This window comes from Micromonospora mangrovicola (genome assembly GCF_047200535.1).
In the GTDB taxonomy this organism is placed as follows: domain Bacteria; phylum Actinomycetota; class Actinomycetes; order Mycobacteriales; family Micromonosporaceae; genus Micromonospora.
Genome location: NZ_JBJZOG010000098.1, coordinates 1 through 24033 on the forward strand (window position 1 = coordinate 1; position 24033 = coordinate 24033).

Sequence of the window (24033 nt, forward strand, 5' to 3'; positions counted from 1 at the left end):
GGCCGTGAGCGCGAGGAGCGAAGGGCAGCGGAGCCCCGCAGTCGCGAACAACGGAGGGGCCGGCGTGAGCGACCTCGCCGCCCGGTTCCGCAAGCTCTGGGACGAGATCGCCCCGGTCGGGCGGGACGCGGGCAGCGGCGGCTACCTGCGCTTCGCGCTGACCGAGCCGGAGTTGTGGCTGCGGGCCTGGTTCCGGGAGCAGGCCGACGAGCGCGGCATGCCGGTGCAGGAGGACGGCAACGGCAACCTCTTCGCCTGGTGGGGCGACCCGGCGGCCGGCGGGGCGGTGCTGACCGGCAGCCACTTCGACTCGGTGCCGCACGGCGGAGCCTACGACGGGCCGCTCGGCATCGTCAGCGCGTTCCTCGCCGTGGACGAGCTGCGGGCCGCCGGGGTCACGCCGGTCCAGCCGCTGGTGGTGGCCGCGTTCGTGGAGGAGGAGGGCGGCCGGTTCGGCGTACCCTGCCTGGGGTCGCGGCTGCTCACCGGGGAGATCGCGGTGGACCGCGCGGCCGGGCTGCGCGACGGGGCCGGGGTGAGCTTCGCCGAGGCGTTGGGGGACCGCCCGGCGGGCGCCGACCCGGACCTGCTCGGCCGCTTCGCGGCCTTCGTGGAGCTGCACGTCGAGCAGGGACGCGCGCTGGTCGACCAGGCCGCCCCGGTGGCGGTGGCCAGCGCGATCTGGCCGCACGGCCGCTGGCGGTTCGACTTCCACGGCGAGGGCAACCACGCGGGTACGACCCGGATGGCGGACCGCCGTGACCCGATGCTCACCTACGCGTTCACCGTGCTCGCGGCGAACAAGGAGGCCCGGCTGCGCGACGCGCACGCCACGGTCGGCCGGGTGTCGGTGGAGCCGAACGCCACCAACGCCATCCCGGCGCGGGTGACCGGCTGGCTGGACGCCCGGGCGGCCGAGCCGGAGACGCTGCACGGTCTGGTCGAGGCGGTCCAGGCCAAGGCAGCCGAGCGGGCGCGGCGGGACGGCACCGAGCTGACCTGCACGCAGGAGTCGGCCACCCCCCTCGTCGCGTTCGACGGTGGGCTGGCCGACCGGCTGGCCCGGCTGCTGGACGCGCCGGTGCTGCCCACCGGGGCCGGACACGACGCCGGGGTGCTGGCCGCGCACCTGCCCACCGCGATGCTGTTCGTGCGGAACCCGACCGGGGTGTCGCACTCCCCCGCCGAGTCCGCCACCGACGCCGACTGCGCCGCCGGGGTGACCGCCCTGGCCCGCGTGCTGGCGGAACTGGCCGCACCGACGACCCAGCCCGGATGGGGGCGAGAGGGATGACCGCCACCCGCTGGCTGGCCGAGTACGCCTGGCTGCCCGACCACGCCGAGCCCACGCCGGACGTGCTGATCGAGGCCGTGGACGGCCGGATCACCGCCGTCACGCCGCTGGTCGGCGGCGGGGGCGCGCCGATGGCCGGGGTGGAGGTGCTCCGGGACGCCGCCCGGCTGCCCGGGCTGACCCTGCCGGGGCTGGCCAACGCCCACTCGCACGCCTTCCACCGGGCGCTGCGCGGGCGCACCCACGGCGGGCGGGGCGACTTCTGGACCTGGCGGGACGTGATGTACACCGTCGCGGCCCGGCTCGACCCGGACTCGTACCTGGCCCTGGCCCGGGCCGTGTACGCCGAGATGGCGCTCGCCGGGATCACCTGCGTGGGCGAGTTCCACTACCTGCACCACGGGCCGGACGGGAAGCCGTACGACGATGCCAACGCGATGTCGGCGGCGCTGGTGGAGGCAGCCGCGCACGCCGGCATCCGGGTCACCCTGCTGGACACCGCCTACCTGACGGCGAGCGTGGACGGGGCGCCGCTGACCGGACCGCAGCGCCGGTTCGGTGACGGGGACGCGCTGCGCTGGGCGGAGCGGGTCGACGCGTTCCGGCCCGAGAACGGCCATGCCCGGGTCGGCGCCGCCATCCACTCGGTCCGCGCGGTGCCGGCCGAGCAGCTCGCCACCGTGGCCGGCTGGGCCGACCGCAACGGCGTGCCGCTGCACGTGCACCTCTCCGAACAGCCGGCCGAGAACGACGCCTGCCGGGCCGCGCACGGCTGCACCCCGACCCGGCTGCTGGCCGACCACGGGGCGCTCGGCCGGCACACCACCGCCGTGCACGCCACCCACCCCACCAGCGCCGACGTCGGCCTGCTCGGGGAGAGCCGGACCGGGATCTGCCTCTGCCCCACCACCGAGCGGGACCTCGCCGACGGGATCGGGCCGGCCCGCCGGATGGCCGAGGCGGGCAGCCCGCTGAGCCTGGGCAGCGACAGCCACGCCGTGGTCGACCTCTTCGAGGAGGCCCGCGCGGTCGAGCTGGACGAGCGGCTGCGCACCCGGCGGCGGGGGCACTTCGCCGCCGTCGAGCTGCTCACCGCCGCGACCGTGGCCGGGCACGCCGCGCTCGGCTGGGGCGATGCCGGGCGGTTGTCGGTGGGCGACCGGGCCGACCTGGTCACCGTACGGCTGGACAGCGCCCGGACCGCCGGTGTGCCGCCGGTCGGCGCGTTCTTCGCGGCCACCGCCGCCGACGTCACGCACGTGGTGGTCGACGGGCGGCCGGTCGTCGCCGACGGCCGGCACCTGACCGTGGACGTCCCGGCCGAGCTGCGCCACGCCATCCAGGAGGTCACCTCGTGACGGGCGCCTGGCAGCACCGGCCGGCCCGGCCGGGAGACCCGGTACGGCCGGCGACGCGCGCCACCGGCAGCCTGCTGGTGGACAACATCGGAGAGCTGGTCACGAACGACATCGGCGGTGACGGCGGGCCGCTGGGCATCCGCCGCGACGCCGCCCTGCTGGTCGAGGACGGCTTGGTGGCCTGGGTCGGGCCGGCCCGGGACGCCCCGGCCGCCGACCGGCGGATCGACGCCGCGGGGGCGGCGGTGCTGCCCGGGTTCGTGGACAGTCACGCCCACCTGGTCTTCGCCGGCGACCGCGCCGCCGAGTTCGCCGCCCGGATGGCCGGCGAGCCGTACACCGGCGGTGGCATCCGGACCACCGTCGGCGCGACCCGCGCCGCGTCCGACGACGACCTGCGCGCCACCGTGGGGCGGCTGCGCGCCGAGATGATGCGGCAGGGCACCACCACCGTCGAGATCAAGAGCGGGTACGGCCTCACCGTCGCCGACGAGGCCCGCTCGCTGCGGATCGCCGCCGAGTTCAGCGAGGACACCACCTTCCTCGGGGCGCACGTCGTCCCCGCCGAGTACGCCGACCGCCCGGACGACTACGTGGGCATGGTCTGCGGGCCGATGCTGGCCGCCGCCGCCCCGTACGCCCGCTGGATCGACGTGTTCTGCGAGCGGGGCGCCTTCGACGTGGACCATGCCCGGGCGATCCTCGCCTGCGGGCAGGCCGTCGGGCTGGGTGTGCGGGTGCACGCCAACCAGCTCGGGCCCGGCCCGGGCGTGCAGCTCGGGGTGGAGCTCGGCGCGGCCAGCGTGGACCACTGCACCCACCTGTCCGACGCCGACGTCGACGCGCTCGCCTCGCACCGGGTCGGCTGCATGTGCCCGGACGGCCTGCACACCACCACCGTCGCCACGCTGCTGCCCGGAGCCGAGTTCTCCACCCGGTCGCCGTATCCGGACGCGCGGCGGCTGCTCGACGCGGGCGTGACCGTGGCCCTCGCCACGGACTGCAACCCCGGCTCGTCGTTCACCTCGTCGATGCCGTTCTGCATCGCCCTCGCCGTACGCGAGATGCGGATGACCCCGGCGGAGGCCGTCTGGGCGGCGACCGCCGGCGGGGCGGCGGCGCTGCGCCGCACCGACGTGGGCCGGCTCGCGCGGGGCGCGCGGGCCGACCTGATGATCCTCGACGCCCCATCCCACCTGCACCTGGCCTACCGGCCGGGTGTGCCGCTGATCCGCCAGGTTCTGCACAACGGAGTGCCGCAATGTCGACCGTAGTCATCCAGCCCACCGGGATCTCCCCCGCCGACGTGCTCGCCGTGGCCCGTGGCACCGCCAAGGTCGTCCTCGACCCCGCCGCGGTGGAGGCGATGGCGACCAGCCGCTCCATCGTGGACGGCATCGAGGCCGCCGGACGCCCGGTGTACGGCGTCTCCACCGGGTTCGGGGCGCTCGCCAACACGTTCGTCGCGCCGGAGCGGCGGGCCGAGCTGCAGCACGCGCTGATCCGCTCGCACGCCGCCGGGGTCGGCGCGCCGATGCCCCGCGAGGTGGTCCGGGCGATGATGCTGCTGCGGGTCCGCTCGCTCGCCCTCGGCCGCTCCGGAGTCCGGCCGCTGGTCGCCGAGGCTCTGGTGGACCTGCTCAACCACGAGGTCACCCCGTGGGTGCCGGAGCACGGCTCGCTGGGCGCCTCCGGCGACCTGGCCCCGCTCGCGCACTGCGCGCTGGTGCTGCTCGGCGAGGGCTGGGTGCTCGGCCCGGCCGGCGACCGGATCCCGGCCGCCGACGCGCTGCCCCGGGTCGGGCTGGAGCCGATCGAGCTGGCCGCCAAGGAGGGGCTGGCGCTGATCAACGGCACCGACGGCATGCTGGGCATGCTGCTGCTGGCCATCCACGACGCGCGGCACCTGTTCGCCATGGCCGACGTCACGGCCGCGCTCGCGATCGAGGCGATGCTCGGCTCGGAGCGGCCGTTCCTGCCCGAGCTGCACGCCATCCGCCCGCACCCCGGTCAGGCGGCGTCGGCGGCGAACATCCACCGGCTGCTGCAGGACTCGGCGGTGATGGACTCGCACCGCGACGACCTGGCGCACGCGGTGCAGGACGCGTACTCGATGCGCTGCGCGCCGCAGGTGGCCGGCGCGGCCCGGGACACCCTCGACTTCGTCGAGGTGGTGGCCGGTCGCGAGTTGCTGTCCGTGGTGGACAACCCGGTGGTGCTGCCGGACGGGCGGGTCGAGTCGACCGGCAACTTCCACGGCGCGCCGCTCGGCTTCGCCGCCGACTACCTGGCCATCGCCGCCGCCGAGGTGGGCGCGATCGCCGAGCGCCGGGTGGACCGGCTGCTGGACGTCACCCGCTCCCGCGACCTCCCGGCTTTCCTCTCCCCCGACGCCGGGGTCAACTCCGGCCTGATGATCGCCCAGTACACGGCGGCCGGGATCGTCGCCGAGAACCGCCGGCTGGCCGCCCCCGCCTCGGTCGACTCGCTGCCCACCAGCGGCATGCAGGAGGACCACGTCTCGATGGGCTGGGCCGCGACCAAGAAGCTGCGCACCGTGCTGGACAACCTCACCAGCCTGCTCGCGGTGGAGCTGCTGGCCGCCGTACGCGGGCTCCAGCTGCGCGCCCCGCTGACCCCGTCCCCGGCCGGCCGGGCCGCGCTGGCCGCGCTCGGTGCGGTGGCCGGCGAGCCCGGCCCGGACGTGTTCCTCGCCCCGCTGATGGAGGCCGCGCGGGAGGTGCTGCGCGGCGCCGACCTGCGGGCGGCGATCGAGCGGGAGGTCGGGTCGCTGGGCTGACCGGTGCGACGGTCGGCCCACCGCTGCGGCGGCTGGTGACCGCACCGATGCGCCTCCAGCAGCGCGTCCTGCTCGGCATCCTCGGCCGCCGCGAAGTCGTTCCCGGCGGACGAGGATGCCGAGCACCTGCGGCGCCAGGACGCGCACGACGTGACCTCGTCCTCGGGCCACTCGCTCATCGGCAGGAGGTTCGGGTGCTGCTCCGGACCGCTCGTGCAGTGCTTGAGAACAGCTCCGCCGCAAGCGCCGACACCGGCAACAGCTGGAGTGCACCGCCGGCCGTCAGCGGGTCAGTCCCCTGCGACAGCGTAGGTCGCGATGACCGCGCCCGTGCTGGTCACCTGGCTGTCGGCCAGCCGCAGCGCACGGTGTGCGCCGTCGTCCCGGAAGAGGCGCTTGCCGCCACCAACCACCAGCGGATCGATCATCACCCGGAGTTCGTCCAGCAGACCCAGGGCCAGCAGGCTCTGGACGAGCCCGGGGCTGCCGATGACGTGCAGGTCCCTGCCCTCCTCCGCCTTCAGCGCGCGTACGGCCGCACCGACATCGCCGCGCAGCAGCGTCGAATTCGGCCAGCCGAGCGGCTCCTCGAGAGTCGTCGAGGCGACGTACTTCGGCAACCTGTTCAAGGGCTCGGCGAGTACCTGCTGCTCCTGCGGCGCCGTCGGCCAGTGGGCCGCGAAGATCTCGTACGTGCCGCGCCCCAACAGGTAGCCGCCCGCGCCGCGTACGTTCTCGATCACCCAGCGCATGGACAGGTCTTCGAGGTAGCGGGCATGCCAGCCGCCGTGCCGGAAGCCTCCGGTCGCGTCCTCATCGGGATAGCTGGGAGACTGGACCACCCCGTCCAGGGTCATCCACTCGTCTGCGATCACCTTGCGCATCCAGCGGCCTCCTACCGATGGTCGTCCGCCGCCCCACGGCTACGGCGCGGACCAGCTCTGTCACCGGCTGGGACGGAGCCAGGCGCGTGTCTTCGACACGCGCCGACCGCCGCCTCACCTCGGCAGCCCCGCCGCCACCGTGAAAACGCGTTTCCTGGCCCGCTGACCGGCCTCAGCGGTAGTTGGGGGCGTGTGCCAGCAGGGCGACCGCGTCCCGGTCCGGGGTGGCGGGGTCGGCCTGGAAGGCGACGAACCGTTGCCCGTCGGGGGCGGTGAGGATCTCGGAGGTCAGCTCCAGCCGGCCCACCCCGGGGTGCCGGAAGGTGCGGCGCGCGCCGCTCTTGACCCGTACGTCGTAGTGCCGCCACAGGGCCGCGAACTCCTCGGCAGCCCCGGACAGCTCGGCCACCAGGCGGGCCAGCTCGGGTGATTCGGGGTCGGCTGCGGCGACCGTACGCAGGTGCGCCACGCAGTCCTCGGCCATCCGCCGCCACGGCACGAACAGCGTGCGGGCGGCGGGGTGGACGAAGACGTACCGGATCAGGTTGCGACGCTCCCCCGGCCACTGCTCGATCCCGGCCAGCAGCCGGTACCCCTCCGGATTGGCGGCGAGCACGTCACTGGTGGGGCTCAACACGAAGGCCGGGGTGGGCCGGACGCCCGCCAGCAGCAGCCGCAGCCCTGGCCGGACGACGGCGGCGGGACGCGGTCGACCCGCGGGACGCCCGGCCGCGTTGCGGGCCAGCGCGTGCAGGTGGGCCCGCTCGTCGTCGTCGAGGCGCAGCGCCGAGGCGAGGGCGTCGAGCACGGCGGGGCCCGGGTTGGTGTCCCGGCCGCGTTCCAGCCGGACGTAGTAGTCGACGCTCACCCCGGCGAGCGCGGCCAGTTCCTCGCGGCGCAGGCCGGGGGTCTGCCGGCGACCGGTGCCCGCCGGCAGACCGACCTCGGCGGGGCCGATCCGGCCTCGCCGGTTGCGCAGGAACTCGCCGAGGGCGCCACGGTCAACCACCGGTCGAGTCTGACACCCCGGCCGGCACCCGGGGGTGGCCCTGTCAGGGCCGGTCCCGGCACGGTCTGCCGGCTGGCCGGACGGCCCGGAAACCTGGACGGCATGACACGTTCTCGAATCCTCATCGTCGGCGGCGGCTCGGGCATGGGGCTGGCGCTGGCGGAGCTGCTGCTGCGCGGCGACGCGGAGGTGACCATCGCCGGCCGCTCGGCCGACCGCCTGGCCGAGGCGGCGCGCCGGCTGGACGCACCCGATCGGCTGCGCACCCGTCCGGTCGACGTCGCCGACGAGGATCAGGTGCGGCGGCTGGCCGGCGAGTGCGGGCAGTTGGACCACGTGGTGGTCACCGCCGCCGACATGACCGGCGCGTACGGTCCGCTGGCCGACTTCGACCTCGACGCGGCGCGGGCGGTCCTCGGCACCAAGGTGCTCGGGCCGTGGCTGGTCGCCAAGCACGTCGCGGTGGCCCCGTCGGGTTCGCTCACCTTCACCTCGGGCATCGCCGCCTACCGCCCCGCCGCTGGCGGTTCGATGGTCGCGACCGCGAACGGGGCGTTGGAGTCGCTGGTGCGGGCGTTGGCGCTGGAACTCGCCCCGGTCCGGGTCAACGCGGTCTCCCCGGGATGGGTGGACACCCCGATCTGGGACACCTTCGCCGGCGCCGCGAAGCACGAGCGGCTGGCGGCCATGGCGGAGCGGCTGCCCGGCGGCCGGGTGGGCGACCCCGCGGACATCGCCCGGGCCTTCGTGGCGGTGCTGGAGAACAACTTCATCACCGGGACGGTGCTGCACGTCGAAGGCGGACACCGGCTGGTGTGACCGGGGTGGTCCCCTCGCCGTCCGGTTCCGCCGACGGCGAGGGTGGCCCGGGCCGGATCAGGCGGCGGGCGGCAGGACCTTCGCGACCAGCTTCGCCAGCTCGCGCAGCGCCTTGCCACGGTGGCTGACGGCGTCCTTCTCCTCCGGAGTCAGCTCCGCGTTGGTCCGCTCCTGGCCGTCACCGAGAAAGATCGGGTCGTACCCGAAGCCGCCCTCGCCACGCGGCGCGCGCAGCAGGCGGCCGGGCTGGCGCCCGTCGACCAGGTGCTCCTTGCCGCCGGGCAGCACCAGCGCCACGGTGCAGACGAAGGCGGCGCCCCGGTGCTCGTCCGGCACGTCGCCGACCTGGTCCAGCACCAGGTGGAAGTTGGCCCGGTCGTCGCCGTGCCGGCCGGCCCAGCGGGCGCTGAACACGCCCGGCATGCCGTTGAGCGCGTCCACGGCCAGCCCGGAGTCGTCGGCGATGGTCGGCAGGCCGGTACGCCGGCAACCCTCCCGCGCCTTGATCAGCGCGTTCTCGCCGAAGGTGAGGCCGGTCTCCGGCAGCTCCGGATACTCCTCGACATCGTCGAGTCCGAGCAGGGCGATCCGGTGCGCGCCGAGCGCGCCGTCGAGGATCCGCTGGAGCTCGACCAGCTTCTTGCGGTTCCGGGTGGCGAGGAGAACCTTGTTCATGAGGTGAGCGCCTTCCGCTGCGCGTCGGCCAGTTCCAGGCAGCCCGCCACGCCCAGGTCGAGCAGGGCGTCGAGCTGATCGCGGGCGAAGATGCCGGCCTCGCCCGTCCCCTGCACCTCGACGAAGTCGCCGGTGCCGGTGCAGACCACGTTCATGTCGACCTCGGCCGCGACGTCCTCGTCGTAGCAGAGGTCGAGTCGCGGCTCACCGGCGATGATGCCGACGCTGACCGCCGCCACCGACCGGTGCATCACCTTCTCCACCTTGCCGGCGAGCGCCTTGCGCTCGGACAGCCAGGTCACCGCGTCGTGCAGGGCCACGTACGCGCCGGTGATCGCGGCGGTGCGGGTGCCCCCGTCGGCCTGGAGCACGTCGCAGTCGAGCACGATCGAGTTCTCGCCGAGGGCCTTCAGGTCGACGCAGGCGCGCAGGCTGCGTCCGATCAGCCGGGAGATCTCGTGGGTCCGACCGCCGATCCTGCCCTTGACGCTCTCCCGGTCGGAGCGGGTGTTCGTGGCCCGGGGCAGCATCGCGTACTCGGCGGTGACCCAGCCGAGGCCGGAGCCCTTGCGCCAGCGGGGCACCCCCTCGGTCACGCTCGCCGTGCAGAGCACCCGGGTCGCCCCGAACTCGACGAGGACCGAGCCCTCCGGATGGGTGCTCCAGCCCCGGGTCAGGGTCACCGGTCGGAGTTGGTCGGGCCGCCGCCCGTCAGGTCGCGCCATGCCTGCACCCTATGCGGTCCGGTGCTCGAACCGTCCCGGGGTGCCGGGAGCGGCGGCGTCGCCGGGTGCACGGCGCCGTGGCGGCGCGTAGGGGGTGCGCACCGGGGTGCCCGGCACCCGGTGTCCACCCTGCGCGCCGCCTTTGCTCTGCTGCATCCCGCGCAACAGCGAAGCGCTTCCAGTGTTGCGTCCGGTGCGGCAGAGCAAAGGCGCCGGAGGAGGTGTGCCGGCGGTACCGGGAACGGCGAAGCGACACTTCAGCCCCGCCGGACCGCGCGGCCGATCAGGTGGTCGCCGGCACTCCGGAGCACCGGGGTCCGGCGTCGAGGTCGTGCGCCCGCAGGAAGCCGGCGACGGCGGCGGGCCAGCCGAACTGCTCGGCCCGGCCACGGGCGGCGGCGCGCCGGGTCACCGCCGGCCGCTCCAGCACCCGGACCACGGCGTCGGCGAGCGCCGACGGCGTCCCGTAGGCGGCGAGCCCACCCGGTCCGATCACCTCCGGCAGGGCGCTGGCCGCGTTGGCCACCACCGGGGTGCCGCAGGCGAGGGCCTCCAGCCCGGCCAGGCCGAAGGTCTCCACCGGCCCGGGCGCCAGCACCACGTCCGCCGTGGCGAGCAGGGCGGCGAGCGCCGCGCGGTCGGGCAGGTGGCCGGGAAAATGCACCGGCAGGTCGGCCGCCCGCCGGGCCAGCGTGGGCCGCAGCGGCCCGTCCCCGGCCATCACCAGCACCGCGGGTACGCCGGCCCGACGCAGCCGGGACAGGGTGGCCACCGCCAGGTCGGGACGCTTCTCCACGGACAGCCGGGCACAGTGCACCAGCAGCACCTCGGTGTGGTCGGCGTACCGCTCGCGCAGCGCCGGGTCGGCGCGGCGCGGGTGGAACGTGGCCAGGTCCACGCCGAGGGGCGCCAGGTCGACGCCGGGACCGCCCAGCCGGACGAACTCCTCGGCGGCCCAGCCGGTGGTGCAGACGATCCGGTCGTGGTCGCGCAGGGTCTCCCGGTTCAACCGGTCGGCGACCCGGCGGGCGGCGGCGGCCGGCAGCCGCCACTGCCCGAGCAGCCCGGTCAGGCTCTCGTGGGAGACCATCACCGAGGGCACCCCGTTCGCCCTGGCCCAGCGGCCGGTCCAGCGCAGGGTGCTGCGGTCGGAAACCTCCAACCGGTCGGGCGCCAGGTCGGTGAGCACCCGGGCCAGCCGCCGCCGGTCGGTGAGCACCCGGTAGCCGCCGCTGCCCGGCACCACCGGCCCGGGCAGGGTGATCTCGCGGCCCCACGGGCGGCGGGTGTCGCCGTACCGGGTGCCGGGGATGACCAGCACCGGCTCGTGGCCGGCGGCGAGGTAGCCCTCGCCGAGGTGCCGCAGCGCGGTACGCAGGCCGCCGGAGCGGCCGGTGACGAAGTTCGCCACCCGCACCACGCGGGCCGGACGGCCGGTCATCCCCACGCCGACAGGCCCGGGGCCGGCGTACCGGTCCGCACCGCCGCGTAGTGGCCGATCAGTTCGTCCCCCACCGCGCTCCAACTGCGTCGGCTCACCGCGACCCGGGCGGCCAGGCCGTAGCCGGCCCGCCGGGCCGGGTCGGTGGCGAGCTCCGTCACGGCGGCGGCGAACGCGTCCCCGTCGTCGGGAGGCACGAGCAGCCCGGTGACGCCCGACTGGACCAGGTCCACCGGGCCGCCGCTGGCCGGGGCGACCACCGGCACCCCGCTGGCGGCGGCCTCCTGAAGGGTCTGCCCGAACGTCTCGTGCGGCCCGGTGTGGACGAAGACGTCGAGGCTGGCGTACAGCCGGGCGAGCGCCTCGCCGTGCTGGACGCCGAGGAACCGCACCCCGGGCAGGGTCCGTTCGAGCTGCGGGCGGGCCGGGCCGTCGCCGGCCACCACGACCCGTACGCCGGGCAGCCCGGCGGTCGCGGCCAGCAGGTCGACCCGCTTCTCCGGGGCGAGCCGGCCCACGTACCCGACGAGCACCTCGCCGCCGGGCGCCAGGGCGCGGCGGAGCTCCTCGCTGCGCCGGGACGGGTGGAACCGTTCGGCGTCGACGCCGCGCCGCCACAGCCAGATCCGTTGGACGCCGTTGGCGATCAGGTCAGCCGCCGCCCGGGTCGAGGGGGCGAGGGTGCGCTGCGCCGAGTTGTGGATGCCGCGGATCCGGCGCCAGGCGGCCGCCTCGCCCCAACCCACCCGGTACGCGCGGGCGTATGAGGCGACGTCGGTCTGGTAGACCGCGACGGCCGGCAGCCCGTGCCGGGCGGCGAGGCTGGCGCCCGCCGCGCCGAGGATGAACGGGCTGGCGAGGTGCACGACGTCCGGCCGGTGGCCGAGCAGGGCGGCGGCCAGCCGGGTGGTCGGTACGCCCAGCCGGAAGCCCTGGTAATGCGGCAGCGGCACGCTCGGGATCCGCACCACGGGGTACGGCTGCCGGTCGGTGGCGCGACGCCGACCGCCGGCCGGGGCGGGCGCGATGACCAGTGGTTCGTGGCCGCGCGCCAGCAGGTGTTCCGCGGTCCGGACGACGGAGTGCGCCACGCCGTTCACGTCCGGCGGGAACGACTCGGTCACGATGGCGATCCGCATGGCCCGAGGGTGCGGTCCGGACTGGTGCGACAGGCGACCGGCCGCTGACGCGGCGGCGAACACTGCGGCAACGCGGCGCGCCGCCGCCGTGGGTCAGACGTCGTAGCAGGCGCCGGGGCGCACCACGTCCAGCGGCCCGGTGTACGCCCCGGCGGCCGCCTCCACGGTGTGCGACTCGCTGCCCCAGGCGGCCACCAGGTGGGTGAGCAGCAGGCGGCCCACCGCCGCCTTGGTGGCGTACTCGCCGGCCTCGCGGCCGGTGAGGTGCAGGTCCGGCGGGTTCTCCACGCCGTCGAGGTAGCTGGCCTCGCAGAGGAATAGGTCGGCGCCCTGGGCCAGGCGCAGCAGCGCGTCGCAGGGCGCGGTGTCCGACGAGTAGCAGAACACCCGGCCGTCGTGCTCCAACCGCACGCCGTACGTCTCCACCGGGTGGTTCATCCGGTCGACGGTGACGCTGAACGGGCCGATCGGGAACGTGCCGGGTTGCAGGCCGTAGAACCGGTAGACGTCCTCGACCGTGTTGTTCTCCTGCCCGTACATGTCGGATGCGGCGGCGAGCCGGTCGGGTGCGCCGGCCGGGGCGAAGACCGGCAGGGGCGGGTACGGGCCGTCCGGGGCGTAGCGCCGCACCACCACGTAGGACACCGCGTCGAGGATGTGGTCGCAGTGCAGGTGGGTGAGGAGGATGGCGTCGGGGGCGTGCAGCCCGACGTAGCGCTGGAGGTTGGACAGCGCCCCCGAACCGAAATCGATCAGCAGTCGGAACCCCTCCGCCTCCACCAGATAGGCCGAGCAGGGGGACTCGGGCCCGGGGAAGCTGCCCGCACAGCCGAGGACGGTCAGTCGCATCGGGTCGCCTCAATATCACGCTTGGTAGTCGACGCGCCGACAGTCGCTCCGCCGATGATCTCTACCGACGCGTACGCCACGCTGCGCAGCCTACGCGCCGGCCCGGTCGGGCAAGAATCGTCTACCGGAAGTTGTCATCAACGTGACACCCGTACGCGTCCGGTCCTGGACATGACGGTCGGGCCGGTCGACGGGGTGCCGCCGACCGACCCGAACCGCGGGCTGTCAGGCCCAGAGCTGACCCTCCAGGGCTTCCTCGGCGTCCGCGAGGGTGCCGCCGTACGCGCCGGTCGAGAGGTACTTCCAGCCGCCGTCGGCGATGACGAAGGCGACGTCGGCGCCGCGACCGGCCTTGACCGCCTCGTGCGCCACCGCGAGGGCGGCGTGCAGGATCGCGCCGGTGGAGAAGCCGGCGAAGATCCCCTCCACCTCGACGAGCTGCCGGGTCCGCAGCACCGCGTCCCGGGTGCCCACCGAGAAGCGCCGGGAGAGCACCGCAGCGTCGTAGAGCTCGGGAACGTACCCCTCGTCGATGTTGCGCAGACCGTAGACCAGCTCGCCGTAGCGCGGCTCGGCGGCGACGATCTGGATGCCCTCGACCTTCTCGCGCAGGTAGCGTCCGGTGCCCATCAGGGTGCCGGTGGTGCCCAGCCCGGCGACGAAGTGGGTGATCGTGGGCAGGTCGTGCAGCAGTTCCGGCCCGGTCGTCTCGTAGTGGGCCCGGGCGTTCGCCTCGTTGCCGTACTGGTAGAGCATCACCCAGTCGGGGTGCTCGGCGGCGATCTGCTTGGCGGTGGCCACGGCCTGGTTCGAGCCGCCCGCGGCCGGCGAGAAGATGATCTCCGCGCCGTACATCCGGAGCAGCTGGACCCGCTCGGAGGAGACGTTCTCCGGCATCACGCAGACCAACCGGTAGCCGCGCAGCTTGGCCACCATAGCCAGCGAGATGCCGGTGTTGCCGCTGGTCGGTTCGAGGATGGTGTCACCCGGCCGGAGCCGGCCGGCCGCCTCGGCCGCGCGGACCATGAACAGGGCCGCCCGGTCCTTGATGCTGCCGGTCGGGTTCCGGTCCTCCAGCTTGGCCCAGAGCCGCACCGGCGGCGCCCCCTCGGGCACCGTCGGCGAGAGCCGGGGCAGTCCGATCAGAGGCGTGCCGCCGCATGCGTCGAGCAGGCTTTCGTACCGTGCCATGGCGACCGCCCTCAGCGGCGCGCTACGCGCGCCGCACCGGTGCTCGCGGCAGCCGCCGCGCTGTGCTGCGCGATCGCCGCCGCGGCGGCGAAGCCGAAGGCGCCGCCGGCCACGGCCGGCAGGATGGTGACACTGTCGCCGTCGTTGAGCTTGGCGTCGAGCGCACCGAGGAAGCGGACGTCCTCGTCGTTGACGTAGACGTTGACGAACCGGTGCAGTGCGCCGGCGTCGGTGACCAGACGCCCCTTCAGGCCGCCGTGCCGGGAGTCCAGGTCGGTGAGCAGGTCGCCCAGGGTGTCGCCGGTGCCCTCGACGGCCTTCGCGCCGCCGGTGTAGCTGCGCAGGATGGTGGGGATGCGAACCTCGATGGCCATGATGTCTCGTGCTCCTTGTTCAGGGTCGTGCCAGGTGACGGGAGAAAGATGGGTGTGCCGGCGCTGCGGAAATCAGCGACCGGAACACTCGTAGTCGACCGTCGCCGGGCTCTGCCCGAACATGTAGGACTGCACGGCGTGCGGGTCCACGGCGGCATCCACGATCTTGACCGGCTCCTCGGTGACCACGCCGTCCACGATGCGGAAGGAACGGATCTCCTCCGCGTCGGGTTCCCGGGTCGAGACGAGCAGGTAGTGCGCCCCCGGCTCGCCGGCGAACGAGATGTCCGTACGGGACGGGTACGCCTCGGTCGCGGTGTGCGAGTGGTAGATGACGACCGGCTCTTCGTCGCGGTCGTCCATCTCACGCCAGATCCGCAGCTGTTCCATCGAGTCGAACTCGTAGAACGTCATGGAGCGGGCGGCGTTCTCCATCGGGATGTGCCGGGTCGGGGTGTCGCTGCCGGCGGGGCCGGCGATCACGCCGCACGCCTCGTCCGGGTGGTCCCGACGCGCGTGGGCCACGATCGCGTCGATGATCGACCGGTCGATGCTCAGCACGCGGACCAGCCTAGCGCCCGGGGGTCCCGGGTGGCGAGGTGGTGACCGTCACGGGTCAGTCGATCAAGGCGTTGAGCAGGGACTCCTGCAGATATCCGAGATACGCGTAGACCGACAGTTGGAACACCCGGGACGAGGTGGGGTCCTCGGCCACCGCATCGTCGAGTTCCTCGCCCAGGTCGGTGCCGTCCTTGATCTCCAGCCGGACGCCCATCGCCAGCCGGGCGTCGTTGAGCGCGCGCAGCCACGCCTCGGCCGCCTCCGCGTCGAGCCGCACCTCGCCACCGACCTCGCCGTCGGGCAGCGCGGCGAGGATCGCGCCAGCCTGGTCGATCTTGGCGGTCTTGAGGTCGCCCTCGGTGTAGCGGCGGAACTCGGCGGTGCCCGCCGCGTCGTCCGGATAGACCTCGGGGAAGAGCCGGCCGACCACCGGATCGCCGTGGTCGAAGCCGTCGGTGAGCAGGCCCACCACCTCGGAGGCCACCTTGCGCAGCACCCGCACCTCGTCCACCGCGAAGGTGGCCACGTAGCGCTCGCTGTGGCGACGGAACATGCTCATGAGCGGTCCACCGTCGCCCAGAGACCGTACGCGTGCAGCTGGGACGCGTCGTGCTCCATCCGCTCCCGGGCACCGCTGGAGACCACCGCCTTGCCCTTGTGGTGCACATCCAGCATGAGCTGCTCGGCCTTCTCCCGGCTGTACCCGAAGAGCTTCTGGAACACCCAGGTCACGTACGTCATGAGGTTGACCGGATCGTCCCAGACAATCGTCACCCAGGGCCGGTCGGACGCCGGCACCTCGTCGGTGTCCGGCCTCTCGACCGGTGCAACCTGTGGAGCCGCCATGCCCCCCATCGTGCCACCGGATCCGGGGAACCGATGAACCGGAACGCCGGGCCGGCCCGGATCACCCTCCCGGGCCGCGTACGGCGACGCGGCCGGCCGGCTCACAGCGCTCACGTCAGGCGAGCAGGATGCCATGTTCGACTGCATCGGTGAGTACCGCGCCCAGCGAGAGACGGATCACCTCGAAGCGGCGGGACACCTCGCGGGACAGCTCCAGTTCGACCTCGCGCAGCGCCCGCTGCGCCCAGGACCGCGCGCCGTTCGGGTCGTTGTTGCCGGGGGCGCGCCAGTGCTGCCAGCAGCCGCCGGAGAGCGCCACCCCGACCGGGGGCAGCACCTCGTCCCGCTCCGCGCCCGGGAAACCGGAGAGCGCGTCGAACGCTCCGCCGCCGGTCAGCCCGGCCACCCCGGCCGTGCTGGTGACGAGGAGCACCCGGTCGAGTTCCCGGCCGGCGGGATGGTCGGCGAGACCCCACCGGACGGCGTGCGTGATCCGGTGGCGGACCCCCTCGGCCAACGGCGCCCCGAAGACCTGCGCGGCGGTGTCGTCGAGGATGCCCCGGGCCGCCTCGTCGCACTGGGCGGTGGCGAGCAGCGACAACGCCTCCATCTCCCGGTCGAGCAGCTGCGGCAGGCCGGCGCAGCCGACCCCGAAGACGATCTCCTGCACCACCCGGAGATGGATGTTGGCCAACTCCAGGGCGAGGTGCTGCCGGATCCGCTGGGCACAGGAGCGGGCCTCACGGTCCAGCCGCCCGGTGAGGTCACCCGGGTGGAGCCCGGGCCGGACCGCCACCCTGCCGTGCACGCCGGGCGGCTCCGGCGGCCGGGCACTGGCCCGCCGCAGCCCCTCGTCCGCCGCCCAGCCCACCAGCGCCCGGCGCAGGACCGCAAGGTCGACCTGCCGGACCGCGTACCAGCGGGAGTCGGCCAGCCCGGGCACCGCCGCCAGCAGGGCGGCGCGGTGCGCCGCGAGGGAGACCTCCACCGGGTCGACCCGACGCCCGCCCGGGCGCGGCCCCGCAGCGCCCGGGCGGATGACCGACGGGACGGACGCCCCCGCGCCCTCCGTAGCCGTCGGCCGGGCCGCCGGGGCCGCCCAGCCGGCCACCCCGGGAGTGATCGCGAAGAGCACCTCGACGCGGGTCCGGGCGAGTTCCGCCAGCAGGTTCAGCTCGGCCGCGGTGAACGCCTGCTCGGCGGAGATCACGAACAGCAGCGCACCGGCCCGCCCGGCGGCGTCGAGCAGCACCCGGCCGCCCGCAACGCCGAGCGAGTCGGTGTCCGGCGTGTCGAGCACGGCGAAGTGGCGCAGCAGCGGGTCGGGCAGGCTCAGTTCCACGCGGCGCGGCGGTCGGGCCAGGGCCGGACCCGCGGCGAGCGGATCGGCGCCGTACGAGTGCGGCTGGCGGTAGCCCGGCACGTAGGCGGCCCGGGTGGGCACCCGTGCGTGGTTGACGAGCAGGTAGCTGCCGTCCGGGACGCCCAGCATCCCGGGCTCCAGGTCGAACAGACCGGCGACCAGCTCACGCCGGCCCGCGCCGGCCGGGCCCGCGACGACGACGGCCAGCGGCTCGTCCGCGCCGGGGTCGGCCACCCCGAGCCGGCTGGGCAGCCGCGCGCGGCGCGGCGGCTCGGCCGGCCCGCCCGGATGGGGCACGTCGACCGAGCGCAGAGGACCCGGTTTCATCAAGCGGCCTCCCGGTTGGGCGACCGGCGTCGTGACCAGATCGCATCGGGGATATCCGTGGTGGCAGAAGAGTAAGGGTGTCGGGAGTCCGACCCAGAACACCGCCGATACTCACCGGTAATCGACAGATTACTCAACTTCGCTGCGTGACGGTGTACACGCGGACGGATTACCGTCGATATGCTGCACCGATGAGTCGGTGGGACTTCGTCGGCCGAAGGGATGAGCTCAACCGTCTGTTGTCGGCAGTCGGCGGCCCCGAGGGGCGCGGGCTGCTCCTCAGCGGCAGCGCCGGGGTCGGCAAGAGCCGGCTGCTCCGCGAGGGGATCGCCGCCCTGCCCACCGACCGGTACGCGATCTGGTCGGTCTCGGCCAGTGCCACCACCGCCGCACTGCCCTTCGGCGGGCTGGTCCAGGTGCTCCCGGCCGAGCAACCGCAGGGGCTCTCCCCCGCCGGCATTCTCCGGTGGGCGGTGGACCTGCTCCAGGAGCAGGCCGCCGGCCGGCCGATCGTGCTCGCGATCGACGACGCGCACCTGCTCGACCCGCCGTCGGCCGCGCTGGTCCACCTCATCGCCCGGGCCGAGAACGCGACCGTGATCGGGACACTGCGCAACGGCGAGCAGATTCCGCTGCCGATCCGGGCGCTGTGGACCGACGACCTGGTGGAGCTGGTCGAGCTCGCGCCGCTCGGCCCGGCCGAGACCACCGGGCTGCTCACCGCGATCCTCGGCGGGCCGGTCGACGCGGGCACCGCGGAGCGGCTGTTCCGGCTCTCCGCGGGCAATCCGCTGCTCCTGCGCGAGCTGGTGCTGGCCGCCTCCGGCGGCGACGAGCTGAGCCAGACGTACGGCATCTGGAAGTGGACCGGCCGGCTCGAACTGGCGCCCAGCCTCACCGACCTGATCGACACCCGGATCGGGCGGCTGACCCCCGGCGTACGGGCGGTGGTCGAGCTGGTCGCGTTCGGCGAGCCGCTCGGCCTGCAGTTGCTTCAGCGGGCGGTCGACCCGGCCGACGTGGAGACCGCGGAGGAGCGCGGCCTGATCACCATGGTCCACGACGACCGGCGGTTGAACGTCCGGCTCGCCCACCCCCTCTACGGCGAGGTGATGCGCCGGCAGTGCCCGGTCAGCCGGACCCGCCGGCTCCAGGCCACCCTGGCCGAACTGCTCGAACAGGTCGGCAAGCGGCGCCGGGACGACCTGCTCCGGGTGGCCGTCTGGCGCCTGGACTCGGGCACGGCACAGAACCCGGCACTGCTGCTGGACGCGGCCGCCCAGGCCTTCGGCCGGTACGACGTGCCGCTGGCCACCCGGCTGGCCCGCGCCGCCCTGGAGGCCGAAGGCGGTTCCGACGCCGCCGAACTGCTCGCCACCATCCTCATGTTCGGCGACCGGCCGGACGAGGCGATCCAGGTGCTCGACTCGGTGGCCGGCGAGGTCACCGACGACCAGCGGCGCAGCCGCTGGCTGACGGTGCGCGCGATGGTCAGCTACTGGGGACTCAGCCGCGAGTCCACGGTGGACGAGATCGCCGCGCGGGCCGACGAGCTGACCGACCCGGCCGATCGGGCCCGCGCCCGCGCCTTCGAGGCGATCATGCGCCTGCACGGGCTGGACACCGACGCGGCGCTGCGGCTCGCCCAGGCGGTGCTGGACCGGCCGGCCGCCCCGGTGGCCGCGCGGGAGCTCGCCCGGTGCACGATCGCCCACCTGCACGCCGCGCGGGGGCAGTACCGGTGCAGCGCCACCGCGATCGCCCGGGTGCAGGCCGAGGTGGCCCGCTGGCGCGACGACATGCCGTACCTCCAACTCGCGATGGAGCTGGCCCGGGGCACCCGGCTGGCGCTCTCCGGCGACCTGTCCGGCATCGACGCGATCGTGGCCGACGAGTTCGCCGACCTGGCCGGCGCCGGGGACTTCCGGCTCGGCACCGGCTACCTGGCCATCCTCCAGGCGTACGCGGCCCGGCTGCGGGGGCACAGCGACGAGGCGCTGAAGACCAGCCTGGGTGCCTGCGCGGTACTCGCCACCAGCCGGGTGTACGCCGGCCTGGCGCACGCCGAGCGGGCCCAGGCGGCGGCGCTGCGCGGCGACGCGACACACGCGGCGGAGGCGATGGCGGAGGCGGACCGCACCCACGCCCCGGGCATGGCCGTGCTGTACCCGTGGCTGGAGCAGGCCCGGGGCGCGGTGCACGCCGCCGCCGGTGACCTGCCGGCCGCCACCAAGCACCTGTGCGCGCTGGCCGACCGGCTCCGCGAGGACGGCTTCGCGGGCCACGAGCTGCTGGTCCTGCTCGACCTGGTCCGGTTCGGCCAGGCCGGCGCCCCGGTCGGACCCACCTGCATCGACGGTGGGCGGCGGACAGTGGCTCAGCGCCTGGCCGAACTCTCCGAGCGGGTCGACGGGACCCTCCCCCCGCTGGTCGCCCGGTACGCCCGCGCGGCGGTCGACCACTCCCCCGCCGAACTGCTCGCCGTCGCCGACGACTTCGCCGCACGGGACCTGGTCGTGCACGCCGCCGAGGCCACCGCGATGGCCCTGCACAGGGCGGGGCGCAGCCGGGCCGCCGCGACCGGTGCGGCCCGGGAACGCCTCGCCGATCTGCTCCGCCGCTGCGACGGGGTGTCCACCCCGGCACTGCGGCTGCTCCGCCCGGCGCTCAGCGAGCGCGAGTGGGAGGTGGCCCGGCTGGCCGCCGAGGGCGCCACCAGCCGGGCCATCGCCGAGCGGCTCTACCTGTCCAGCCGCACGGTCGAGAACCACCTCCAGCGGGTCTACAGCAAGCTGGGGGTGGCCGGCCGGGCCGAGCTGCGGGCGGCCCTGCGGTCCATGCCGGGCCACGACGGCACCGATCCGGTCTGAACTCTAGGCTGGGGGCGTGAGCACCCTTCGCCCCGCGCTGCTGACCGACCACTACGAGCTGACCATGGTCAGCGCCGCCCTGCGGGACGGCACGGCCGACCGCCGCTGTGTCTTCGAGGTGTTCAGCCGGCGGCTGCCGAGCGGCCGGCGCTACGGAGTGGTCGCCGGAACGGCCCGGCTGGTCGAGCTGATCCGGGAGTTCCGGTTCGACGCCGCGGAGGTCGACTTCCTGCGCCGTACCGGGGTGGTGGACGACCGGGCGGCCGAGTGGCTGACCGGCTACCGCTTCACCGGCGACGTCGAAGGGTACGCCGAGGGTGAGCTGTTCTTCCCCGGTTCCCCGATCCTCACCGTCTCCGGCGGCTTCGCCGAGTGCGTGGTGCTGGAGACGCTGGTGCTGTCGGTGCTCAACCACGACTGCGCGGTCGCCGCCGCGGCGGCCCGCATGGTCACCGCCGCCCGCGGCCGGGCGTTGATCGAGATGGGGTCCCGGCGGGCGCACGAGGGGGCCGCGGTGGCCGCGGCCCGGGCGGCCTACCTGGCCGGGTTCCGGTTCACCTCCAACCTCGCCGCGGGGCAGCTGTACGGCATCCCCACCGCGGGCACCGCCGCGCACGCGTTCACCCTGCTGCACGACGACGAGCGGGCGGCGTTCGCCTCGCAGGTCGCCACGCTGGGCAAGGACACCACCCTGCTGGTCGACACGTACGACATCAGCCAGGGCATCCGGAACGCGATCGAGGTGGCCGGGCCGGAGCTGCGGGCGATCCGGATCGACTCCGGAGACCTGACCGTCATCGCCCAGCAGTCCCGGGAGCTGCTCGACTCGCTCGGGGCCACCGAGACGAAGATCATCGTCTCCGGCGACCTGGACGAGTACTCCATCGCCACGCTCGCCGCCGAGCCGGTCGACATGTACGGCGCGGGCACCGCCGTGGTGACCGGCTCGGGCGCGCCCACCGCCGGCCTGGTCTACAAGCTGGTCGAGGTCGAGGGGCGGCCGGTGGTCAAGCGCTCCGAGCAGAAGGCCACCATCGGCGGGCGGAAGGTGGCCGTGCGCCGGCACAAGCCGACCGGCACCGCCACCGAGGAGATCATCGTGCCGCAGGGGGTGCCGGACCGGCAGCCGAACGACCGGCTGCTCCAGCGTTCCTTCATCGTGGAGGGTGAACCGGTGGCGCTGCCCACCCTCGACGAGTCGCGGGAGCACCTGCGGCAGTGCCTGATCTCCATCCCCTGGGAGGGGCTGAAGCTCTCCGGCGGCGACCCGGCCATCCCGGTGACCGTCGTACCCTCGGTCTGAGGAGGTCGCATGAGCAACGCGTTGATCATCGTGGACGTGCAGAACGACTTCTGCGAGGGCGGCTCGCTCGCCGTGGCCGGCGGGGCGGGCGTGGCGTCCGGCATCTCCCGGCTGCTGGCCGCCGAGCCGGACCGCTGGGACCACGTGGTGGCGACGAAGGACTACCACATCGACCCGGGGCCGCACTTCGGCAACCCGCCGGACTACGTCGACTCCTGGCCCCGGCACTGCGTGGTGGGCACCGCCGGATCGGAGTTCCACCCCGACCTGGAGACCGACCGGGTGGAGGCGATCTTCCACAAGGGCGAGCACGCCGCCGCGTACTCCGGTTTCGAGGGGCACGCCGGCGACGGCGAGTGCCTGGCCGACTGGCTGCGCCGGCACGACGTCGACCGGGTCGACGTGGTGGGGATCGCCACCGACCACTGCGTGCGGGCAACCGCGCTGGACGCCGCCCGGGAGGGCTTCCACACCACCGTGCTGCTCGACCTCACCGCCGCGGTGGCGCCGGATACCCTCGACGTGGCGCTGCGGGCGTTGGCGGGGGCCGACGTGACCATGGTCGGCAAGCCTGTGATCAGGACCGCTTGACCAGGTAATTGGTTGCGACCGTCGCACCTCCGGCTGAGGATGTCCGCCGGAGGTACGGACCGTCGTGAACTTGAAGCCTTACCGGGAGGCGCTCGCCCTGCCCGGTCTCCGGTCGCTGCTGCTGGTGTCGGTGCTGGCCCGCGTCCCACTCACCGCGACCGGGGTGACGCTCACCTTCCACGTCGTGCTGGACCTCGGCCGGGGCTACGGCGCCGCCGGCCTGGTCGGCGCCGCGTCGACCGTCGGCGCCGCGCTCGGCTCCCCGCTGCTCGGCCGGCTGGTCGACCGGCGCGGCCTGCGCCCGGTGCTGCTGCTGACCACGGTCGCGGAGGGCGTCTTCTGGGCCGGCGCGCCGACCCTGTCGTACCCGGTGCTGCTGCCGGCGGCCTTCCTGGCCGGGCTGTTCGCCCTGCCGGTCTTCTCGGTGGTCCGCCAGTCGGTCGCGGCGCTGGTACCGGCCGAACGCCGCCGCCCGGCGTACGCGCTGGACTCGATGTCGGTGGAGCTGTCGTTCATGGTCGGCCCGGCGCTGGCCGTGGCGCTCGCCACCGCCGGATCGCCGCGCATCACCATGTGGGCGGTCGGGGCCGGGATCGTCGCCTCCGGGATCGGGCTCTGGCTGCTCGACCCGCCCACCCGCAGCGTCGGCGAGCCGGTCGGACCGCACCGGAAGGTGCCCCGCCGGGAGTGGCTCACCCCCCGGCTGCTCGCCGTCCTGACGGTGAGCCTGGCGGCCACCCTGGTGCTGGGCGGCACAGATGTCGCGGTGGTGGCGGTGCTGCGGGCCGGCGGTGAGGTCGGGTGGACCGGTGCCGTGCTGGCCGCCTGGGCGGTGGCCTCGCTGGTGGGCGGCTTCGCGTACGGGGCGGTCACTCGCTCGTTCGCGCCGCTGGTCCTGATGGCGGCGCTCAGCCTGACCACGATTCCGGTCGGGCTGGGCGGTGCCCACTGGTGGCTGCTCTGCCTCGCGCTCGTCCCGGCCGGCGCGCTCTGCGCGCCCACGATCGCCTCGACCTCCGACGCGGTGAGCCGGCTCGCCCCGGCCGGCGTGCGCGGCGAGGCGATGGGCCTGCACGGCTCGGCGGTCACCGTCGGCATCGCCCTCGGCGCGCCGCTCGCCGGTGCGGTGATCGACGCGTCGGCCCCGCTGTGGGGTTTCGTGGTGACCGGCGCGATCGGCGTCCTGGTGGCCCTGGCGGTGCTCCCCGTCGAGCTGCGCCACCGCCGTACGCCCGTCGTCCCCACCACCCCCACCCCCGACCCCGAACTGACCCCCTCCCCCGCCTGATTCCCTCTCTTCAGAGGGACGGCCGGCAGACGGAGGCAGCAGGTGATCAAGGAGTTTGCGTCGGATCAGCCCTCGATTCGGACGCAAACTCCTTGATCACCTGCACGGGGACAGGAGGACAGGGTCGGAAAATGGCGACGGGCGCCGCACCCGGTGGGGTGCGGCGCCCGTCGTGTGGCGTGCGCGCCGGTGTCAGTCGCGGTTTCCGGAGGTGTCGTCCTGGTAGCTGGCGCCACCGTTGGCGGCGCTGGTCAGCGGCTTCGCGCCGCCCTCCGGCGGGCCGGCCAGGGTCCGCCCGGCGGCCAGCTCGGGGAACTTCAGGTCGA

22 protein-coding genes are annotated in these 24033 nt (G+C 74.6%); 9 read left to right on the forward strand and 13 right to left on the reverse strand.

The annotated features are described in order from the left end of the window. Positions 1 to 64 precede the first annotated feature (64 nt). The 4 genes from ACL02O_RS27610 to hutH all read left to right on the forward strand — a co-directional run bounded on the left by ACL02O_RS27610 (position 65) and on the right by hutH (position 5452). Positions 65 to 1294 (forward strand): allantoate amidohydrolase, encoded by a 1230-nt coding sequence (locus tag ACL02O_RS27610; protein WP_412821088.1) that lies wholly within the window; start codon positions 65 to 67, stop codon positions 1292 to 1294. Beyond that, a complete protein-coding gene (locus ACL02O_RS27615; protein WP_412821089.1) occupies positions 1291 to 2652 on the forward strand; it encodes a formimidoylglutamate deiminase in 1362 nt (453 codons plus the stop codon). The genes ACL02O_RS27610 and ACL02O_RS27615 overlap by 4 nt, the downstream gene beginning before the upstream one ends. A gap of 71 nt (positions 2653 to 2723) precedes the next feature. After that, positions 2724 to 3926 carry an imidazolonepropionase gene (gene hutI / locus ACL02O_RS27620; RefSeq protein WP_412821109.1) on the forward strand — a complete coding sequence of 401 codons (1203 nt, stop codon included), beginning with the start codon at positions 2724 to 2726 and terminating at the stop codon, positions 3924 to 3926. After that, positions 3914 to 5452: a histidine ammonia-lyase gene (hutH, locus tag ACL02O_RS27625; protein WP_412821090.1), complete on the forward strand. Its 1539-nt coding sequence runs from the start codon at positions 3914 to 3916 to the stop codon at positions 5450 to 5452. Before hutI ends, hutH begins: the two co-directional genes overlap by 13 nt. A gap of 290 nt (positions 5453 to 5742) precedes the next feature. On the opposite strand, the gene ACL02O_RS27630 is transcribed toward hutH, so the two are convergent. Both ACL02O_RS27630 and ACL02O_RS27635 read right to left on the reverse strand, forming a co-directional pair. Further along, entirely contained in the window at positions 5743 to 6336 is a 594-nt protein-coding gene (locus ACL02O_RS27630; RefSeq protein ID WP_412821091.1) for a dihydrofolate reductase family protein, read from the reverse strand. A 172-nt stretch (positions 6337 to 6508) separates the two neighbouring features. Continuing rightward, the gene (locus ACL02O_RS27635; protein WP_412821092.1) at positions 6509 to 7345 is read right to left on the reverse strand and encodes a helix-turn-helix domain-containing protein; all 837 of its coding nucleotides are present in this window, start codon (positions 7343 to 7345) and stop codon (positions 6509 to 6511) included. 102 nt (positions 7346 to 7447) lie between these two features. Between ACL02O_RS27635 and ACL02O_RS27640 the strand changes: the two genes are divergently transcribed. Beyond that, entirely contained in the window at positions 7448 to 8164 is a 717-nt protein-coding gene (locus ACL02O_RS27640) for an SDR family oxidoreductase (protein ID WP_412821093.1), read from the forward strand. A 57-nt stretch (positions 8165 to 8221) separates the two neighbouring features. Here ACL02O_RS27640 and rdgB read toward each other — a convergent pair whose 3' ends face one another. The 11 genes from rdgB to ACL02O_RS27695 form a co-directional block, all read right to left on the reverse strand. Continuing rightward, a complete protein-coding gene (gene rdgB, locus ACL02O_RS27645; protein WP_412821094.1) occupies positions 8222 to 8839 on the reverse strand; it encodes an RdgB/HAM1 family non-canonical purine NTP pyrophosphatase in 618 nt (205 codons plus the stop codon). Continuing rightward, positions 8836 to 9564, reverse strand: a complete 729-nt coding sequence (gene rph / locus ACL02O_RS27650; RefSeq protein ID WP_412821095.1) for a ribonuclease PH — start codon at positions 9562 to 9564, stop codon at positions 8836 to 8838. The genes rdgB and rph overlap by 4 nt, the downstream gene beginning before the upstream one ends. Before the next feature lie 283 nt (positions 9565 to 9847). After that, positions 9848 to 11005: a glycosyltransferase gene (locus tag ACL02O_RS27655; protein ID WP_412821096.1), complete on the reverse strand. Its 1158-nt coding sequence runs from the start codon at positions 11003 to 11005 to the stop codon at positions 9848 to 9850. After that, a complete protein-coding gene (locus tag ACL02O_RS27660) occupies positions 11002 to 12144 on the reverse strand; it encodes a glycosyltransferase family 4 protein (RefSeq protein ID WP_412821097.1) in 1143 nt (380 codons plus the stop codon). Before ACL02O_RS27660 ends, ACL02O_RS27655 begins: the two co-directional genes overlap by 4 nt. A gap of 93 nt (positions 12145 to 12237) precedes the next feature. Further along, on the reverse strand, positions 12238 to 12993 hold the full coding sequence (locus tag ACL02O_RS27665; protein WP_412821098.1) for an MBL fold metallo-hydrolase: 756 nt from the start codon (positions 12991 to 12993) through the stop codon (positions 12238 to 12240). 225 nt (positions 12994 to 13218) lie between these two features. Further along, positions 13219 to 14184: a PLP-dependent cysteine synthase family protein gene (locus ACL02O_RS27670; protein WP_412821099.1), complete on the reverse strand. Its 966-nt coding sequence runs from the start codon at positions 14182 to 14184 to the stop codon at positions 13219 to 13221. Between the two features lie 11 nt (positions 14185 to 14195). Further along, on the reverse strand, positions 14196 to 14558 hold the full coding sequence (locus ACL02O_RS27675; RefSeq protein ID WP_412821100.1) for a MoaD family protein: 363 nt from the start codon (positions 14556 to 14558) through the stop codon (positions 14196 to 14198). A 72-nt stretch (positions 14559 to 14630) separates the two neighbouring features. Then, the gene (locus tag ACL02O_RS27680; protein WP_412821101.1) at positions 14631 to 15119 is read right to left on the reverse strand and encodes a M67 family metallopeptidase; all 489 of its coding nucleotides are present in this window, start codon (positions 15117 to 15119) and stop codon (positions 14631 to 14633) included. 55 nt (positions 15120 to 15174) lie between these two features. Next, on the reverse strand, positions 15175 to 15678 hold the full coding sequence (locus ACL02O_RS27685; RefSeq protein WP_412821102.1) for a DUF2017 domain-containing protein: 504 nt from the start codon (positions 15676 to 15678) through the stop codon (positions 15175 to 15177). Continuing rightward, entirely contained in the window at positions 15675 to 15965 is a 291-nt protein-coding gene (gene clpS / locus ACL02O_RS27690; RefSeq protein WP_412821103.1) for an ATP-dependent Clp protease adapter ClpS, read from the reverse strand. Before clpS ends, ACL02O_RS27685 begins: the two co-directional genes overlap by 4 nt. A gap of 115 nt (positions 15966 to 16080) precedes the next feature. Continuing rightward, positions 16081 to 17655, reverse strand: a complete 1575-nt coding sequence (locus ACL02O_RS27695) for a hypothetical protein (RefSeq protein WP_412821104.1) — start codon at positions 17653 to 17655, stop codon at positions 16081 to 16083. A gap of 191 nt (positions 17656 to 17846) precedes the next feature. Between ACL02O_RS27695 and ACL02O_RS27700 the strand changes: the two genes are divergently transcribed. From ACL02O_RS27700 to ACL02O_RS27715, 4 genes are all read left to right on the forward strand, one after another. Continuing rightward, the gene (locus tag ACL02O_RS27700) at positions 17847 to 20525 is read left to right on the forward strand and encodes a LuxR C-terminal-related transcriptional regulator (protein WP_412821105.1); all 2679 of its coding nucleotides are present in this window, start codon (positions 17847 to 17849) and stop codon (positions 20523 to 20525) included. Positions 20526 to 20541: 16 nt separating this feature from the next. Further along, positions 20542 to 21828 (forward strand): nicotinate phosphoribosyltransferase, encoded by a 1287-nt coding sequence (locus tag ACL02O_RS27705; protein ID WP_412821106.1) that lies wholly within the window; start codon positions 20542 to 20544, stop codon positions 21826 to 21828. A gap of 9 nt (positions 21829 to 21837) precedes the next feature. After that, the gene (locus tag ACL02O_RS27710; protein WP_412821107.1) at positions 21838 to 22419 is read left to right on the forward strand and encodes an isochorismatase family protein; all 582 of its coding nucleotides are present in this window, start codon (positions 21838 to 21840) and stop codon (positions 22417 to 22419) included. 64 nt (positions 22420 to 22483) lie between these two features. Next, a complete protein-coding gene (locus tag ACL02O_RS27715) occupies positions 22484 to 23707 on the forward strand; it encodes an MFS transporter (protein ID WP_412821108.1) in 1224 nt (407 codons plus the stop codon). Positions 23708 to 24033 lie beyond the last annotated feature (326 nt).

Bases quoted from the DNA above. Each gene is read 5' to 3' on its own strand.
- ACL02O_RS27615 (WP_412821089.1), top strand. From the start codon at position 1,291: ATGACCGCCACCCGCTGGCTGGCCGAGTACGCCTGGCTGCCCGACCAC.
- hutH (WP_412821090.1), top strand. From the start codon at position 3,914: ATGTCGACCGTAGTCATCCAGCCCACCGGGATCTCCCCCGCCGACGTG.
- ACL02O_RS27630 (WP_412821091.1), bottom strand. From the start codon at position 6,336: ATGCGCAAGGTGATCGCAGACGAGTGGATGACCCTGGACGGGGTGGTC.
- ACL02O_RS27640 (WP_412821093.1), top strand. From the start codon at position 7,448: ATGACACGTTCTCGAATCCTCATCGTCGGCGGCGGCTCGGGCATGGGG.
- rdgB (WP_412821094.1), bottom strand. From the start codon at position 8,839: ATGAACAAGGTTCTCCTCGCCACCCGGAACCGCAAGAAGCTGGTCGAG.
- rph (WP_412821095.1), bottom strand. From the start codon at position 9,564: ATGGCGCGACCTGACGGGCGGCGGCCCGACCAACTCCGACCGGTGACC.
- ACL02O_RS27655 (WP_412821096.1), bottom strand. From the start codon at position 11,005: ATGACCGGCCGTCCGGCCCGCGTGGTGCGGGTGGCGAACTTCGTCACC.
- ACL02O_RS27660 (WP_412821097.1), bottom strand. From the start codon at position 12,144: ATGCGGATCGCCATCGTGACCGAGTCGTTCCCGCCGGACGTGAACGGC.
- ACL02O_RS27665 (WP_412821098.1), bottom strand. From the start codon at position 12,993: ATGCGACTGACCGTCCTCGGCTGTGCGGGCAGCTTCCCCGGGCCCGAG.
- ACL02O_RS27670 (WP_412821099.1), bottom strand. From the start codon at position 14,184: ATGGCACGGTACGAAAGCCTGCTCGACGCATGCGGCGGCACGCCTCTG.
- ACL02O_RS27675 (WP_412821100.1), bottom strand. From the start codon at position 14,558: ATGGCCATCGAGGTTCGCATCCCCACCATCCTGCGCAGCTACACCGGC.
- ACL02O_RS27685 (WP_412821102.1), bottom strand. From the start codon at position 15,678: ATGAGCATGTTCCGTCGCCACAGCGAGCGCTACGTGGCCACCTTCGCG.
- clpS (WP_412821103.1), bottom strand. From the start codon at position 15,965: ATGGCGGCTCCACAGGTTGCACCGGTCGAGAGGCCGGACACCGACGAG.
- ACL02O_RS27695 (WP_412821104.1), bottom strand. From the start codon at position 17,655: ATGAAACCGGGTCCTCTGCGCTCGGTCGACGTGCCCCATCCGGGCGGG.
- ACL02O_RS27700 (WP_412821105.1), top strand. From the start codon at position 17,847: ATGAGTCGGTGGGACTTCGTCGGCCGAAGGGATGAGCTCAACCGTCTG.
- ACL02O_RS27710 (WP_412821107.1), top strand. From the start codon at position 21,838: ATGAGCAACGCGTTGATCATCGTGGACGTGCAGAACGACTTCTGCGAG.